Source organism: Enterococcus sp. AZ109 (genome assembly GCF_051714625.1).
GTDB lineage: Bacteria > Bacillota > Bacilli > Lactobacillales > Enterococcaceae > Enterococcus_A.
The window spans coordinates 946,338-962,936 of record NZ_JBIOSF010000001.1; the positions used below are offsets into that span (position 1 = coordinate 946,338).

Sequence of the window (16,599 nt, forward strand, 5' to 3'; positions counted from 1 at the left end):
CTCAAAACTGAACGAATAAAAGCAAGCCTGTGTAGTCTTCCGTAACGCTAGTCTGCATTGCTGCATCCTAGCTAATCCTTAGAAAGGAGGTGATCCAGCCGCACCTTCCGATACGGCTACCTTGTTACGACTTCACCCCAATCATCTATCCCACCTTAGGCGGCTGGCTCCATAAAGGTTACCTCACCGACTTCGGGTGTTACAAACTCTCGTGGTGTGACGGGCGGTGTGTACAAGGCCCGGGAACGTATTCACCGCGGCGTGCTGATCCGCGATTACTAGCGATTCCGGCTTCATGTAGGCGAGTTGCAGCCTACAATCCGAACTGAGAGAAGCTTTAAGAGATTAGCTTAGCCTCGCGACTTCGCGACTCGTTGTACTTCCCATTGTAGCACGTGTGTAGCCCAGGTCATAAGGGGCATGATGATTTGACGTCATCCCCACCTTCCTCCGGTTTGTCACCGGCAGTCTCGCTAGAGTGCCCAACTAAATGATGGCAACTAACAATAAGGGTTGCGCTCGTTGCGGGACTTAACCCAACATCTCACGACACGAGCTGACGACAACCATGCACCACCTGTCACTTTGCCCCCGAAGGGGAAGCTCTATCTCTAGAGTGGTCAAAGGATGTCAAGACCTGGTAAGGTTCTTCGCGTTGCTTCGAATTAAACCACATGCTCCACCGCTTGTGCGGGCCCCCGTCAATTCCTTTGAGTTTCAACCTTGCGGTCGTACTCCCCAGGCGGAGTGCTTAATGCGTTAGCTGCAGCACTGAAGGGCGGAAACCCTCCAACACTTAGCACTCATCGTTTACGGCGTGGACTACCAGGGTATCTAATCCTGTTTGCTCCCCACGCTTTCGAGCCTCAGCGTCAGTTACAGACCAGAGAGCCGCCTTCGCCACTGGTGTTCCTCCATATATCTACGCATTTCACCGCTACACATGGAATTCCACTCTCCTCTTCTGCACTCAAGTTTCCCAGTTTCCAATGACCCTCCCCGGTTGAGCCGGGGGCTTTCACATCAGACTTAAGAAACCGCCTGCGCTCGCTTTACGCCCAATAAATCCGGACAACGCTTGCCACCTACGTATTACCGCGGCTGCTGGCACGTAGTTAGCCGTGGCTTTCTGGTTAGATACCGTCAAGGGGTGAACGTTTTACTCTCACCCTTGTTCTTCTCTAACAACAGAGTTTTACGATCCGAAAACCTTCTTCACTCACGCGGCGTTGCTCGGTCAGACTTTCGTCCATTGCCGAAGATTCCCTACTGCTGCCTCCCGTAGGAGTTTGGGCCGTGTCTCAGTCCCAATGTGGCCGATCACCCTCTCAGGTCGGCTATGCATCGTTGCCTTGGTGAGCCGTTACCTCACCAACTAGCTAATGCACCGCGGGTCCATCCTCGAGTGACGCAAAAGCGCCTTTCAAAAGAAAACCATGCGGTTTTCTTTGTTATGCGGTATTAGCACCTGTTTCCAAGTGTTATCCCCCGCTCGAGGGTAGGTTACCCACGTGTTACTCACCCGTTCGCCACTCCTTTTCTTTCGGTGGAGCAAGCTCCGGTGAAAGAAAAAGCGTTCGACTTGCATGTATTAGGCACGCCGCCAGCGTTCGTCCTGAGCCAGGATCAAACTCTCATATAAGATGTTTGAAACAGTCCTAAGACTGTTAAGCTCAATTTAAAAATTGATTCGCTAGCAATTGCTTGCTATGTTGTTTGTTTCTATATAATAGAAACGCCCTACACATTTGGTTTGTTTTATTCGTTCAGTTTTCAAAGGTCTACTTAATGAAATTTGCGTTTCTCGCTGCATCAGCAACTCATATATCATAACACCTTGCTGATTGTTTGTCAATAACTTTTTTCATCTTTTTTCTGAAAAGTTGAAATTGTGAATCAGCAACTTTCATATCATAACTTGTGTCACTTTAATTGTCAACAAAAAGTTTTTCGATCATTTTCACAATTTTTTCTTTTTGCAGCAACGTTTTTTATAATATCATGTCAATCAAGAATGTCAACAGTTTTAAAAGTTTTTTTCAAAAAAAGCTAGTCTATTTATTTAGACCAGCTAAAACTTGTTTCTATCCCTAAGTGATCACTAATTTTTGGTATGTCTTTCCCGTCAAAAAGTATCTTATATGTCTGAGCTTCAAAATCAGACTGACTAAAAACGTAATCAATTCGGATACTTCCAAGATTACTTTCCCAGCCGTCAATTGGCTTTTCGACAGTACCTTCCCCTTCACGAACCTTCGCCTGCTGATAGCTATCCAGCAATTTCAAGGAGCTATTTAATACAAGCTGATATCCTTCATTAGAAATATCAGCTGAATTATTGAAATCTCCCATTACTAGTAGCGGCAAACAACTTTTTTTTAATTCCGTCTCTAGTTGATGCCATTCATAAGAAAACCCCTCATCTGATGAAATCCACCAAGAAAAGTGACCATTAACTACCATCATCTCTTTCTGTTCATATTGAGTTCTTGCTATTAGCACCTTTCTAGTGCGGTAATCCTCGGGATCATCGTCTCGTGAAATTAACAATGATTTTGTATCTATGGGCGTCTTGGATAAAATTCCTATCCCCTCGTGATAAATGTCATAGCCAATATGATTATAAACCCAGCTCCAATAATAGAAACAACCTAACTTTTTTAGTTGCTGGATTAGCAAATACATGAAATTATCTTCATGTAGTGATTTTTGGTCTATAGTTGACTGAAAGTATGGATCTAGAGATGCTTCAGGAGCATCTCTTCGTTGATTGACTTCTTGCAAACTAATAATGTCGTAATCATTAACTGAGATTGTTTGAGCAAGCACATTTACTTGTTTCTCAATATCTTCTTCCATCCAACTATGCGTATTTAACGTTAAAACCTTCATATTGTCCCGCCCTTTAACTATCAATACTTCCTACAGTCTCGCCTTTTTTCACAATTCCTATTTTATCAAAGTGGTAATTTTCTATCTTGTCCCCATTAGTAAAGATGACGATCATTGTAGTCAATTTATTAGCTGCTTCAATTTCTGATAGGTCCACTTGAGCAATAACTGTTCCAGCTTCAATTTTCTGACCTTCAGTTACAGATATTTCAAAAGGTCCACCCTTTAGATCGACGGTGTCAATTCCCATATGCAATAGAACTTCGATTCCATCTTCTGTTACTAAACCAACGGCATGCTTTGTTGGAAATACAGAAGATACTTTTCCGGTAATCGGACTAACGATTTCTCCATTCTCAGGAATAACAGCAAACCCTTCACCCATCATTTTTTGTGAAAACACATCATCCTCTACTTGATCCAGTGTAATGAATTGACCATCCGCTGGTGAGACAATTTTTGTCTTAATACCTTTAAAGTTTGTTTTTGTTGTCTCTTCAGCAGCCGGTCGATCGTTGATAACTACTGTTGGGATCTCTGCTCCAGAGTCTAATAAATCTTGAATATCAGACTTCAAAATATCAGCTTTCGGTCCATAGACTGCTTGAACACCATTGTCTTTAACTAAAAGACCCATAGCACCAGCTTTTTTCCACTGCGCTTCATTACCGACCTTTTGATTGTCATTTACTGAAACTCGCAGACGAGTCATACAAGCATCAACATCTGAAATATTACTTGGTCCACCCAATAAATTGATAATTTGAACAATTTGAGAGTTCGCATCGGCTGTTCCACCGGTATTTGATGTAACTTCCTCTGCGCCATCGTTTTCGTAGTTGCCATTTCTTCCTGGCGTTGCGTAATTGAATTTTTTAATCATGAAGTTGGCAATAAAGTAAGTTAATACACTAAACACGATTGTAACAATAACGAAATTCAGAAAATCTCCACCGATACCCGCATTTAGTCCCATTGGCAAGCGAGTCAACAATTCGATATTCCCAAACGAATGAACCCGCAAATTGATAACATCTGCCATAGCAAAAGCCGCCCCCTGGATCACTGCGTAAACTCCATATAATGGTGCGGCAACAAACATAAACATGTACTCTAGCGGCTCAGTTACACCAGTTAAAAATACTGCGGCTGCCGCCGAAACATACATAGACTTGTACTGTTTAAGTTTGTCTCTATCTACATTACGATACATGGCTAAAGTTAATCCCATCAAAATCCCTGAAGAACCAATCATTTGCCCAACTTTAAAACGTGCAGGTGTAAATTGTTCTAATACCTGAGTATATTGGGCTGTATCTCCTGCTCCACGTAAGTTTACCAAGTCGGTCGCCCATGCCAGCCATAATGGATCTTGTCCAAATACTTGCTGACCTGCTTGAGCACCAGTAAGAATCTCGTAAGTTCCACCAAGCGCTGTGTAGTTGATTGGAATAGTTAACATATGGTGGAGTCCAAATGGCAGTAGCAAACGTTCCAAGGTCCCAAAGAGGAACGGCGCGAGGATCGGTGCAGTATCTTGTGATTCAGCAATCCATTTACCAAATTCATTTATACCTGTTTGAATTACGGGCCAAACAAGAGCCAAAATCAAGGAAACAATGACTGAACGGAAAATAACTACAAATGGAACAAATCTTTTTCCGTTAAAGAAAGTAAGCACTTCTGGTAATTTTCTAAAATTATAGTATTTGTTGTAAGCTGTTGCCCCAACAAACCCAGCAATAATTCCGACGAAAACCCCCATATTTAAAGCAGGTGCTTCTAATACGCTGGTAAAGTAACCATCAACAAGAATTTCTTGTCCAAAAAGTGTCTGAGTAACAGCTTCTGGATTCGCCAACATCTCACTTGTCACACCGAAAACAGCGCCAGTAATACGATTAATCAAAATAAATGCTAACCCGGCCGCAAATGCCCCACCAGCTTTTTCTTTTGCCCAACTACCTCCAATTGCCAAAGCAAATAATAGATGTAAATTGCCAATAACTGCCCAACCAATGTTTTCAATTACACTACCGGTCGTTACTAGCCAACCTAGGTCTGCGCTGATCATTGGCAGCGACTTCCCAATACTGATCATTAATCCGGCAGCTGGCATTACAGCAATAACGACCATTAATGCCTTTCCGAATTTTTGCCAAAACTCAAAACTAAAAATACCCTTGATTCCTTTCATACATTACCTCTCCTTTGAAAAAATTATTAATGCAATCGGTTGCGCTGTTTTGCATTATATACCGCAAAAACGAATTTGTAAACTCTTTCAGCATAAATTTATTATTTACTAACATGCTATTTTTTGTCAAGATTAACGCTTTCACTTGACTAACGCAACCGATTGCGTGTATCATTAAAGAAAAGTTGCATTAAGGAGGAAGAACATGAACCAAATTCAACGACTATTTGATATCGATCCTTGGAAAATCCGAACAACAACCTTAGATAAACAAAATCGCCGCTTACAAGAATCTCTTACCAGTATGGGAAATGGATATATGGGGTTACGGGGAAACTTTGAAGAAACTTACAGCGGTGATCACCATAAGGGAACCTACTTAGCTGGTATTTGGTATCCAGACAAAACACGAGTTGGCTGGTGGAAAAACGGATATCCAGATTATTTTGGCAAAGTAATCAATGCGATCGATTTTCTACAAATGAAAATTTCGATTAATGATGTAGAGGTAGACTTGGCTAAACAGGAAGTTGTCGACTTTGATCTAGAACTTAATATGGAAAATGGCGTGCTTACTAGAAGCTTTACGGTGGTTTTAGGTGACGCTAAGATACGATTTACATTCGAACGCTTCCTAAGCATCGTTAAAAAGGAACTAGCTGTAATTAAAATGACTGCTGAATGTTTATCAGGAGAAGCTGTTGTTCACATCATTTCTAAACTAGACAATAATGTACAAAATGAAGATAGCAATTATGAAGAAATGTTTTGGGTAGAAAAAGAGCGAGGACATAAAGAAGAAATCAGCTTCTTAACAGCTCAAACAGTACCTAACAACTTTGGGATTGAACGGTTTTCTATCACAGCAGCGATGAAACATATTGGTAAATTAGAAGCTCAGGTTCAACATGACGATCAGTTAGAGGTTTCAGAACAATTTGAATGGTACTTGACTGCTGGTGAAACAAGACAAGTTGAAAAACGTGTGGTTGTCGTAACTAGTCGTGATACTCCAGAAGCAAAACAACGTGAAGCTGCTGCAGAACTACTAACTACTTATGCTCAACCTTACGATGAATTGTACAAAGAACAAAGTGCTGCTTGGGCAAAACGTTGGGAACTAGCGGATGTATTAATCGAAGGTGATGATGAAGCTCAGCAAGGGATTCGTTACAATATTTTTCAACTATTTTCAACCTACTATGGTGAAGATGAGCGTTTGAATATCGGACCAAAAGGTTTTACTGGCGAGAAATACGGTGGTGCTACTTACTGGGATACGGAAGCCTACGCTGTTCCAATGTATTTAGCACTAGCAAAACCTGAAGTAACAAAAAATTTATTAAAATACCGACATAACCAATTACCTGAAGCCAGGATCAACGCTCAAAAACAAGGTTTAAAAGGTGCTTTATATCCAATGGTTACCTTTACTGGTATTGAATGCCACAATGAATGGGAAATTACTTTTGAAGAAATTCATCGTAATGGTGCAATTGCTTATGCGATTTATAACTACACAAATTACACTGGCGATGATAGCTACTTGCAAAAAGAAGGCTTAGAAGTGCTAACGGAAATTGCTCGATTCTGGGCGGATCGCGTGCACTATTCGAAACGCCAGCAAAAGTATATGATTCACGGCGTTACCGGACCAAACGAATATGAGAACAACATTAACAATAACTGGTACACAAATACCATTGCAGCTTGGGTATTGAAATATACCTTAGAAAGCTACTTGAATCATAAAGAGTCAGCTTCCGTTACAATCACTAAAGAGGAACAAGAAAAGTGGCAGGATATTATAGAAAACATGTACTTCCCGGAAGATCGGGAATTAGGCGTCTTTGTTCAGCATGATACCTTCTTGGATAAAGATCTTATGCCCGCTAGTGACTTAGCTCCAGAAAATCGTCCGTTAAATCAAAAATGGTCATGGGATAAGATTTTGCGTTCTTGCTTTATCAAGCAGGCCGATGTTTTACAAGGAATTTACTTCTTCAATGATCAGTTCACTTACGAAGAAAAGAAACGTAACTTTGAATTTTATGAACCAATGACTGTACATGAGTCTTCCCTTTCTCCTTCTGTCCATGCAGTCTTAGCCGCGGAATTAGGTAAGGAAGAAAAATCAGTGGAGATGTATCAACGAACCGCTCGCTTAGATTTGGATAATTACAACAATGATACGCAAGACGGTCTGCATATTACCTCAATGACTGGTAGTTGGTTAGCAATCGTACAAGGCTTTGCGCAAATGAAAACCTTTAATGATACACTAAGCTTTGCACCATTCTTACCAAAAAAATGGAAAAAATATTCTTTCCATATTAATTATCGTGGGCGTTTGATCGCTGTGGCAGTGAATGGAAAAGAAGTTGCTTTGAGCCTTAAAGAGGGCTCACCACTTGAAATTAGCGTGTATAATCAAACAGTGGATCTTTCTGACAACGTTTCAGTCCCCTTAAAGAAGGAGGAGTCAAATGTTTAAAGGTGTACTCTTTGATTTAGACGGTGTGATTACCGATACGGCCGAATATCACTATCAAGCATGGAAAAAACTAGGTGATGAGATTGGAATATCTATTGACAGGACATTTAATGAACAATTAAAAGGCGTCAGTCGTGAAGATTCCCTTACTCGAATGCTTGAATATGGTGGAAAAAAGGAAGAATTTACGCCACAGGAATTTGCGGATCTAGCTGCACGCAAAAATAAAAATTATGTAGAAATGATCCAAAAGGTCTCGCCAAATGATGTGTATCCTGGTATTTTAGAACTGTTAAAAGGCTTGCAGCAGCTAGGAGTGAAAATCGCTCTTGCTTCTGCCAGTAAAAACGGACCTTTCCTGCTAAAGCAGATGGCGTTAACTAACTATTTTGACGGAATAGCCAATCCTGCCAAAGTAAAAGCGGGTAAACCAGCGCCCGATATCTTTATTGAAGCAGCAGAGATTGTTGGCTTAACTGCTGAGCAATGTATTGGTATTGAAGATGCCCAAGCTGGCATTGCAGCCATTAAAGCAAGCGGTGCTCTCCCAATTGGTGTAGGTCTTGCCGAACAATTAGGAGAGGATATTCCTCTAGTTGCTTCCACTCAAGAACTGACAATTTCTTTTTTGAAAGATTGTTGGCAGAAAAAATAAGTAAATGAAAGGAGAGAAAAATGACCGTTACCGTAAAAGATGTTGCCAAAAAGGCGGGTGTCTCTCCTTCAACCGTTTCCCGAGTAATCAATGATCATCCAAGCATTTCATCAGAAACAAAGAAGAAAATTCGTCGTATTATGGATGATATGGGGTATTTTCCAAACGTTACTGCTCGCAACTTAGGCAAACAGCGAGCAAACTCACTAGGTGTCATTTTACCACCGTTAGATTCAAGCGATCGAATTGGGAATCCCTTATACTTAGAATTGATTAATGCTGTCAATGAAACAGCACATGAATTTCAAGTAACTACAGCTGTAGCTTCCGCCAAAACTGCAACAGGGCTTTTGGAGAACGTCATTCGAATGCATCGTCAAAAGCAAGTAGATGGTTTCATTCTTACTTATTCTGAAAAAAATGATCCCATTGCTCAATACCTGTATGAGAATAACGTACCCTTTACTCTGATCGGTCGCCCCCCAGAAAAAGAATCAGAAATTGTTTACGTGGATAATGACAATCAGTTATTAGGTAAGCAAGCAACCGATTTCTTATTAGCAAAGGGACATCGAAATATTTTATTCGCTTCAAATGTGAATCAACAAATTATTTTCTTTGAACGTTATTTCGGTTATCAAGAGTCATTGATGTTGGCAAACCTGCCCACTCATCCGCCGATCACCTTGACTCAACCAGCAGATTACGCAGCCTTTCCTGAAATAATTGAAGAATCACAAGCAACCGCGCTTGTCGTCATTGATGATATCTTCGCTTTACGAATTATTCAGTTAGCCAATTTGTATGGCTATCGGGTGCCTGATGATTTGTCGATTATCAGCTTTAATAATTCGATTTTTGCTACCTTGGTACATCCCTACCTAACAACAATCGATATTGATATATCTGATTTGGGTCGCTTAGGTACACAAAAACTGATGCAGCAGATTGAAAAACAACCGAGCAACGGCGTACAATTAGTCGTTCCGCATCAACTGATTCAACGTGAAACTGTCATTGAAAATCCTAAGAAACACTAAAATGCGAGGAGTGCAACTTGTGGCTCCTCGCATTTTTTGGCTATACTGACACCAATAGAAAGAAGGAACAATAATGTCAGTAATTGTCTTATGTATGATCATTATTCTACTATATTCTTGGTATGAAACCTTTTGTCTAAAAGAAAAACACTACCGTATAAAAAAAGGCACTCGTTTAACAATCGAGGCAGGCAAATCAGGACACTTAAAAATTGCTCATATAAGTGATATTCACTTCTCTCGTTTTTATTCAGCAAAACGTTTTGCTAAAATTGTAGAAACAATCAATCAGCAATCGCCGGACCTGCTAATTTTTACAGGTGACTTGGTGGAGGACTTCTGTTACTGGCAAAAAAAAGATATTACTCCGCTGATTCAGCAGCTAGGCTCTATAAAAACTGACAAGGGAAAATTTGCTATATTAGGTAACCATGATTATCAGTCCAATGGTCGTAAGCATGTTCAAGACATACTGCTCAAAAGTGGATTTACTCTCTTGGATAACCGCTCACAAGTCATTGATACTCTGAGCTTGACCGGGATCGAGGATAGTCGAAATGGGGCACCTGATTATACTTTAACTCCCTTACCTGCTGATTTTTCCATACTACTGCTGCACGAACCTGATCAGGTAAGTCGTGTCCATGCGTTAGATTCATACGACCTAGTTTTAGCTGGCCATAGTCATGGAGGTCAACTTCGTCTGCCTATGGTAGCTTACCGAAACCATGGGTCTAAGGACTATTGGACTGGCGTTTATCCACTATCATCTACTACAACGCTAGTCGTTAACACTGGTCTGGGAACAACAGGTCCGCCTCTACGTTTTAGGGTTAAGCCAGAAATTCTCTATTTTTACTTGTAGGATTCCAGCTGATTCCTACACAAATAAATTTCATGTAAACATCGTAAATACGAACATTAGCTAGTATTACTACGCTTATTCGTTAAAATTATCTCTTTAATCATCGAAAAAGATGATATAATAAAGAAAAAGAGTGGAAAAGAGGGTTAGCAATGAGTGTTCTTTCCCATATGGACAGCATGAAAAAGGATATGTCAGCTGCCGAAAAAAAAATTTATCGTTTCATTTGTGAAAACAAGGAAGTTATTCCTAATATGACTGCTAGCGAAATAGCCGCTGGTTCTGGCTCAAGCGCACCTACCGTGGTTCGTTTTTCTAAAAAAATGGGCTTTGACAGTTTGACGGCTTTCAAAATCAGTCTATCTGCTGAAACAAGACAACCGGCCGAAATTACCGGATACACAGATGTTGATTCAGACGAATCTTTTCAAAGTTTGAAAAGTAAGCTAGCTAACAATGCGAAATTTACAATTAATGAAACAACTGAGCTTTTCAACGAAGAAGCCTTTAATGACGCTTGCAAATTAATCGAATCAACAAATTTCTGTTTCATTGCCGGAGTAGGAGCTTCACGCTTAGCTGCTGATGATGTTGCTCAAAAATGGACAAGATTAGGTAAAAATATTGTATTCGAGAGCGACTACAACTTGCTGTTACCTCAGCTTGTTGCTAACGCCAAGCAAAGCGTCCTGTTTCTTATTTCTAATTCAGGAAAAACACCTGAAATCATCGCAATTGCTGAAACTGCAAAAGAATTACACGTACCTGTGATTGCTTTGACCCAATTTGGCCAAAATCGTTTATCAAAACTAGCTGATATCCATCTACAAATGTCTCGACCTATGGAAGCAGAGCTTCGTAGTGCCGCTACTAATTCAATCATTGCTCAGTTTATTACGATTGATCTACTGTTTTATCTATATATCAGCCGCAATCCAAAATATGCAAAAAAGATCTTCAGTACTCGAAAAGCAATCGATCAATACCGACAAAAATATTTCTAGCCAAGCATCGAAGTCGTTGGTGAGTTCACCAGCACTTCGTTTTTTTTTATGGCTTATTATCATTATCTTTTAGCTAAAATAAATTAGGCCAATAGTATCAAAATCTTTTGTGCTGATATCGATAATCGGAATCATGGACCTTTGCTAAGTATTTCTCATAACAATTCCTATAAAAAATATATATAATTTCCTTCTAATCCATGGCTCCTGCACAGAACAAATATGATTAAAAAGAAATCAGAGTAACTAATTTATTAGTAAAAAAAACTAATCTATAGACTAGAATTCACTATCTTATTTCTTTACTAAAAGGTAAAATATAGATATAAAATGTCTATTTACTATTTATATGGAGGGACGATGTCAGCAGTGAACTCAAATAAAAAAAAACAGATGGAAACCCAATTCATGAAAAAACCTTCTTTGTTGGAGCTAAAAAAAGACGATGCTCCTTATATGCTCACCTTGGAACATTTATATAAACAGTATCACTTCACACATTCTAATGAATCCAATGAACAGGTCATACATTTTCTAGATACTTATTTATTCGATTATCTTGATTCTGTTGTTTACCCCATTGAACAAGAGCAATTAATCCATGATATGAGCACCTATCAGCAACTGTTAGAAACTTTCTTTTTATTGAAGAATGATACCAACACTTTTCAACAATGTATCAACTATTTAAAAGATATTGTAGAAGATCGATTGGAAATCATCACCCATTGGCCCACACAGTTTATACTCAGTATATTTACTTTGAGAAAAAAGGGACAGGATTTTTACTTTGTCGATATCCGCAATAAACAAGAATACCGAATAGAAAATATTCAATCGCAAAAACTAAATAGCATTTCCTTAAGAAACATGAAAGTATTAGCGCTGATTGTCCCAATAAACGAAATTTATATTTCTACCCCACCCATTGTTTGCGAACCAGATCAACTCATTCAAAAAGTATTTATTAATTCACCAGACGATAAAGCCCCTATAGATATCATTCAATGGTATTCTGGTACAATCCAAGACTGTCTTTTAAAAGATGTGGCTTTTGATGAGATGATTGAATTAGAAAAAGACGCAAGGGATGATGCACTTCCAGCGTTTTATTCTGCAAAAAAAAAGGGGACGGAAACTTCTGAAGAGTTTGCTCGTAGAATAGTAGCTCAGGATGAAACTTTAAACGAATTTGTCCACAAAGAACAACTGATTAAGTTCCTTATTCAAGTAATTGAAAAATTTCCACAAATGTTTTTTGATCGTTCAAACGCTTTTTCACTAACGGAAGCTTTGCGAGATATTTTTACAGATGAAGAAATTGATGATGAGCAATTCGCAGCCTATAGTAATTTTGCTTCTCTTTTCTGGTATGGGTTTCTTCAAGAAAACATGTCTAAAGATGTTAAAACGATCGAAAAGTACAAAGTTTCAAAAGACTATTGGTTCGACCAATTTTCCTCATTATAAGAATACTAAAAAGCCAAGCTCTCTGAAAATTTAATAGAGTTTGGCTTTTATTGTGGTGCATTTGAAAGTGTCCAACTTAATTTACCTTGATATATTCCGGGTTCAGGTACCGAATCATTTAATTTAAGTGAAGTTTTAGTAGAAAGTTTCTCTTTTACATTGCCACTTACAGCTGTGCCACTATCTTTACTAAAGGTTAGACTTTGACCTGACGTTACTTGCCCATTTAACAAACCATTTGTATCTTCAGATGAAAAATCGATGCTACCGTTCAAATCATCTTTTCCATTATTGAATGCGGATAATTGGACAGATAAAGACCAAGGGGATTGTTGCTCAGCATAGCGATTGTCTGTTATCTGCACAGTTAGCTGATCATCGCCATCAGAAGTTGCGCCGTCTGTTATACTTCCGTCAACCAATTGATAAGTTGGCTCAGCAACATATTGAGCTAAACTTTTCGTGCCAAATTGTAGATTAGGGATTTCATCTAGTGTCAAATAGCCACTGACAATAATAGTGACTTGAATTTTGATATCTGTGTTTCCTGGTATTTGAACAGTTAGGGTGTGTTTCCCTACTGGTAAGTTTTCTAAATCAATCCCACGGTCAATAGAAACGGGCATGAAAGCCTCGTTATCAATCGCTTCATCCACTACATCTCCTTGATAGTTAGTCGTTTGAATTCCCAAATGGACTGCTTCACCTTGAAGAATTTGAAATTGCGAAGGAACAACTGATCCATCTCTTGTCAGTGCGATAGTAGGTATCACATTATGCGAAGAAGAATCCGGTGTTTGTTTGCCCGGCCAGCCTCCCCTGTCGAATTGATTAGCGGTTGCATCCGATAAGGTTAATTCTGATTTCATTTCAATATTTCCACCTGCAACATAGCTTGAATGGATCAAGTCCACCCCAGCTTCACCTACAGAAATGTTTCCTTGCGGCGCCAATATTGATCCGTAAAATTTAGTTGCTTGAATTGTAACTTGTTTAGCACTGGGAAAAGAATGGATCATACGATTACCCAGTTCAGCGATCGAAGAATCTCCTGAAATAGTAATGCTATTATTCCATCCCCAATCCCATGAGTTAGAGTCATCAGTCTGCCAATTAAAAATAATATAGGGAAGAACACCTGAACTTCCCTTTTTAAAGTTTAATTCATAGGCATCTGTATAGTCCTGTTTCTTGAGACTAAAGACAACCACCGGAGGAACATTGCTAGTATATTGACTCAAATCAATACTTAATTGGTGCACCTGTTTATTGCTCGTACCATTAAAGTTGGTCTCTTGGAAAGCTTGAATGGCTGAATCAGAAACAGCAACATCAGCTTTTTGAGTCAATGCTTGATATTGCGTGCTTATTTTTGTCAAATTGGCTTGTGTTGTCGCTTGCCATTGGGTACTATCAATCCCATTTTCTATAAAACTAGTCAACTCATTAGCTGTATGACGAGATTTTTTTTCAGCTGGTATGTTTCCGTTAGATACGATGATCTTTTGATTAGCAAACATACCCGATTTGCTCAAGACGGTTGCTAAGTTTTGGTTAATCGTATTCGCAACTAATGTGACATTTTTTTCTGGTTCAGGATTAGGCTTCCCACCAGTCCCAGCTCCACCTGTATCAGAAACAGCTAATCCACCAGGTAAATTTTTTGAAAATAAGTCAGGCCAAGTATTCATGGAATTGATTGTATCAGCTCCCATAAATCCGGTGGTATCCTGATGGCCAATTGTAATCGTCCCGCCAGCAAAAGCAGTGAATTCCGTACCAACTCCCAAAGGATAACTATATAAAGTTGTTGGATCAAATACTGAAACAGCAGACTCAGAGGTTATTCTTTGGTTTTCTTCTGATGGTATTACCTCACTCGTGGCAACCGTGGGCTCTTCACTAGTATCAGATGTGGAAACAGAATCGTCAGAATCAGTCGATCCTGTCGTTGTGATACTGGTGCTACTTTCCACATCTGCAGAAGCTGTAGAAGCTGAGGCACTAGGGGCAGTTGAATCCTCTGCTAAAGCTAAAGTTCCACTTAAAAGGTTGATAATCACAATCAAAATTGTCATAAAGACCGTTCTTTTTTTTTTCATGTTAACGACTTCCTTGTTTTCCTTTTCGTTTCCCTAAGGTATAGGTTGAAACAAGTAGAATTACGATTAATAGGATTATCAACCACCACCAGTAATTACGTTCTGGCAAGTCCACGGCTTTTTTGTTAATCGATTTCGCTTCGTCTGCTGCGATTGTAAAATCCCGTTCAAAACTCCATGCTTTACTCCCAGAGTTCGCTTCTAATTTCAGTTGATAATCTCCAGCTTCCAAAGGCTGATTGTCCCAGCTAATTGCAAAATCGTAATTGGAATTAGGTGCCATCTCTTGATTTTCTTTTTTGGTTTCTTTAAGGACTTGAGAATCGCCCTTTTTGTAAATCTTAGCATCTACAGTCATTGAACCAAAAGCTTGCGGTTCACTATTTTGCAAATTAGCTAAAACAGCTGTTCGATCATCCGCTAATCCTGGCTTGACATCATTTAGTTTCAACTCAGGAGAAACTTTTTGATTAGGATCTTCAGTTAGTGACAGACCCAATACGAGCGCATACTCGTTTTTTACAGAAAGTGTCGTTTCTTTTGTTTGCTTTTGTACGCCATCTGTTTGATCGACAACTTTAGCATAAAAACCACCAGTAATTGTCCCCTGGAAAGCATCTGCAGGTACCTTGAGATTAAACGTAACATCTTTGCTTTCCTGTGGATTCAATTGAACTTCTTGCGGCTGAGAAACTAACTCGGAAATTGTATATTGAGCAGAAGAGTCTTTGGGAAAATCATGTTGGCTGTATTCAATCGTTCCATTCCGATTTGTAAACGCAGGATTCGGTGAAATCGCTACTTTGATTGCTTGGTCCTCTTGATTGGTTACACGAATCGTTAAATCCTGTGATTGATTAGGCGCAACCTGCAAATCAAAATAAGTGGCATCACTTAGTTGATTATCTGGTTCAACAGCTTCCATTGTAAATCCAGCTCCAGCTGCTTGAGCCTTAATGGTTGGTATAAAACTGACCATCATTAACAATAATGAAACAATCATCCATTTTCTTTTATTCATCTGACTCATCCTTTCTATATACAATTTCCTCACTCAGCCTTGTAAAAAATCGAACGCATTGCCGCGCTCGATTTATAGAATTAACTAGCTGGTTGAGTCTTTGCTGTTGCTGACAATGTCCAAGTAACCGTTGATTGGTAAGTTCCCGCTTGGATTTTACTGTTTGCTGGGATCTTCAAGTTACCATCTAACGCAAATGTGTTAGTGAAAGTCCCAGTATCCTTAGCAGCATCAATGAAAGGAGTGGCTTCTTTATTGATTACAACGTCTTTTGGTAAACCAGCGGATGCTACTGCGTTCCCATTAGTATCAGAAGTTTTAGCAGAAAGTGTTAAAGTATCTCCATCAATGTCATCCTTGCCATTAGTGAAATCTGTTTTCTGTACACTTAAATTCCACCCATCATGGGAACCACGAAAGTCAGAAACGATCACTTCATCATCGTTATTGTCCGCTTTATTAGTATTTGCTGAAACCGGAGATCCGTCTAAAGTTAAGTTTTGTTCGTTAACGAAGTCTGCAACTGTTGGATTTTTATTCCCATCAGCATTTGAGAAATGTAAATCTGATACCTTATCTAAAGTTAAGTCGCCCTTTTCGATAGTAAATTCAGCGACCGATGTTTTATCTGCTGTCTGACTATCAGCAGCAACCGGACCGGACCCAGGTACCACTTCTGCTGCTGAAGCTGTAGCTGCAAATCCTCCCCACGCACTTAGAGCAATTCCAGATAGTGTAAGCATAGCTAAAATCTTTTTCATGATTCATTTCCTCCTACTGAATAGTCATCATAATTACTTACAAATAGTACGAAAACTACTACTTATGTGTGATAAGTATAATCATTCTAAAGAGATAT

Annotated in this window: 11 protein-coding genes and 1 rRNA gene; 6 read left to right on the forward strand and 6 right to left on the reverse strand. The window is 39.4% G+C overall.

Going from position 1 to position 16,599, the window contains the following annotated elements; genetic code table 11:
• Positions 1-82: 82 nt before the first annotated feature.
• The 3 genes from IGI42_RS04610 to IGI42_RS04620 form a co-directional block, all read right to left on the reverse strand.
• Positions 83-1,642, reverse strand: a 16S ribosomal RNA gene (locus IGI42_RS04610).
• A 416-nt stretch (positions 1,643-2,058) separates the two neighbouring features.
• Entirely contained in the window at positions 2,059-2,892 is an 834-nt protein-coding gene (locus IGI42_RS04615; RefSeq protein WP_438714554.1) for an endonuclease/exonuclease/phosphatase family protein, read from the reverse strand.
• A gap of 13 nt (positions 2,893-2,905) precedes the next feature.
• The gene (locus tag IGI42_RS04620) at positions 2,906-5,080 is read right to left on the reverse strand and encodes a PTS transporter subunit IIBC (RefSeq protein ID WP_438717011.1); all 2,175 of its coding nucleotides are present in this window, start codon (positions 5,078-5,080) and stop codon (positions 2,906-2,908) included.
• 214 nt (positions 5,081-5,294) lie between these two features.
• On the opposite strand from IGI42_RS04620, the gene IGI42_RS04625 reads away from it, so the two are divergent.
• The 6 genes from IGI42_RS04625 to IGI42_RS04650 all read left to right on the forward strand — a co-directional run bounded on the left by IGI42_RS04625 (position 5,295) and on the right by IGI42_RS04650 (position 12,617).
• Positions 5,295-7,583, forward strand: coding sequence for a glycoside hydrolase family 65 protein (locus IGI42_RS04625; protein WP_438714555.1), 2,289 nt, complete (start codon positions 5,295-5,297; stop codon positions 7,581-7,583).
• Complete coding sequence (gene pgmB / locus IGI42_RS04630; RefSeq protein ID WP_438714556.1) at positions 7,576-8,238, forward strand: beta-phosphoglucomutase; 663 nt, start codon at positions 7,576-7,578, stop codon at positions 8,236-8,238. Before IGI42_RS04625 ends, pgmB begins: the two co-directional genes overlap by 8 nt.
• 20 nt (positions 8,239-8,258) lie before the next feature.
• Complete coding sequence (locus tag IGI42_RS04635) at positions 8,259-9,278, forward strand: LacI family DNA-binding transcriptional regulator (RefSeq protein ID WP_438714557.1); 1,020 nt, start codon at positions 8,259-8,261, stop codon at positions 9,276-9,278.
• Between the two features lie 73 nt (positions 9,279-9,351).
• Complete coding sequence (locus IGI42_RS04640) at positions 9,352-10,143, forward strand: metallophosphoesterase (protein ID WP_438714559.1); 792 nt, start codon at positions 9,352-9,354, stop codon at positions 10,141-10,143.
• 152 nt (positions 10,144-10,295) lie between these two features.
• Positions 10,296-11,147: a MurR/RpiR family transcriptional regulator gene (locus IGI42_RS04645; RefSeq protein ID WP_438714560.1), complete on the forward strand. Its 852-nt coding sequence runs from the start codon at positions 10,296-10,298 to the stop codon at positions 11,145-11,147.
• A 360-nt stretch (positions 11,148-11,507) separates the two neighbouring features.
• A complete protein-coding gene (locus tag IGI42_RS04650) occupies positions 11,508-12,617 on the forward strand; it encodes a hypothetical protein (protein ID WP_438714562.1) in 1,110 nt (369 codons plus the stop codon).
• Positions 12,618-12,664: 47 nt separating this feature from the next.
• Here IGI42_RS04650 and IGI42_RS04655 read toward each other — a convergent pair whose 3' ends face one another.
• From IGI42_RS04655 to IGI42_RS04665, 3 genes are all read right to left on the reverse strand, one after another.
• Positions 12,665-14,719, reverse strand: a complete 2,055-nt coding sequence (locus IGI42_RS04655) for a choice-of-anchor A family protein (RefSeq protein WP_438714564.1) — start codon at positions 14,717-14,719, stop codon at positions 12,665-12,667.
• Position 14,720: 1 nt separating this feature from the next.
• Positions 14,721-15,740 carry a DUF916 and DUF3324 domain-containing protein gene (locus IGI42_RS04660; RefSeq protein WP_438714565.1) on the reverse strand — a complete coding sequence of 340 codons (1,020 nt, stop codon included), beginning with the start codon at positions 15,738-15,740 and terminating at the stop codon, positions 14,721-14,723.
• 80 nt (positions 15,741-15,820) lie between these two features.
• The gene (locus IGI42_RS04665; RefSeq protein ID WP_438714566.1) at positions 15,821-16,501 is read right to left on the reverse strand and encodes a WxL domain-containing protein; all 681 of its coding nucleotides are present in this window, start codon (positions 16,499-16,501) and stop codon (positions 15,821-15,823) included.
• Positions 16,502-16,599: the final 98 nt, after the last annotated feature.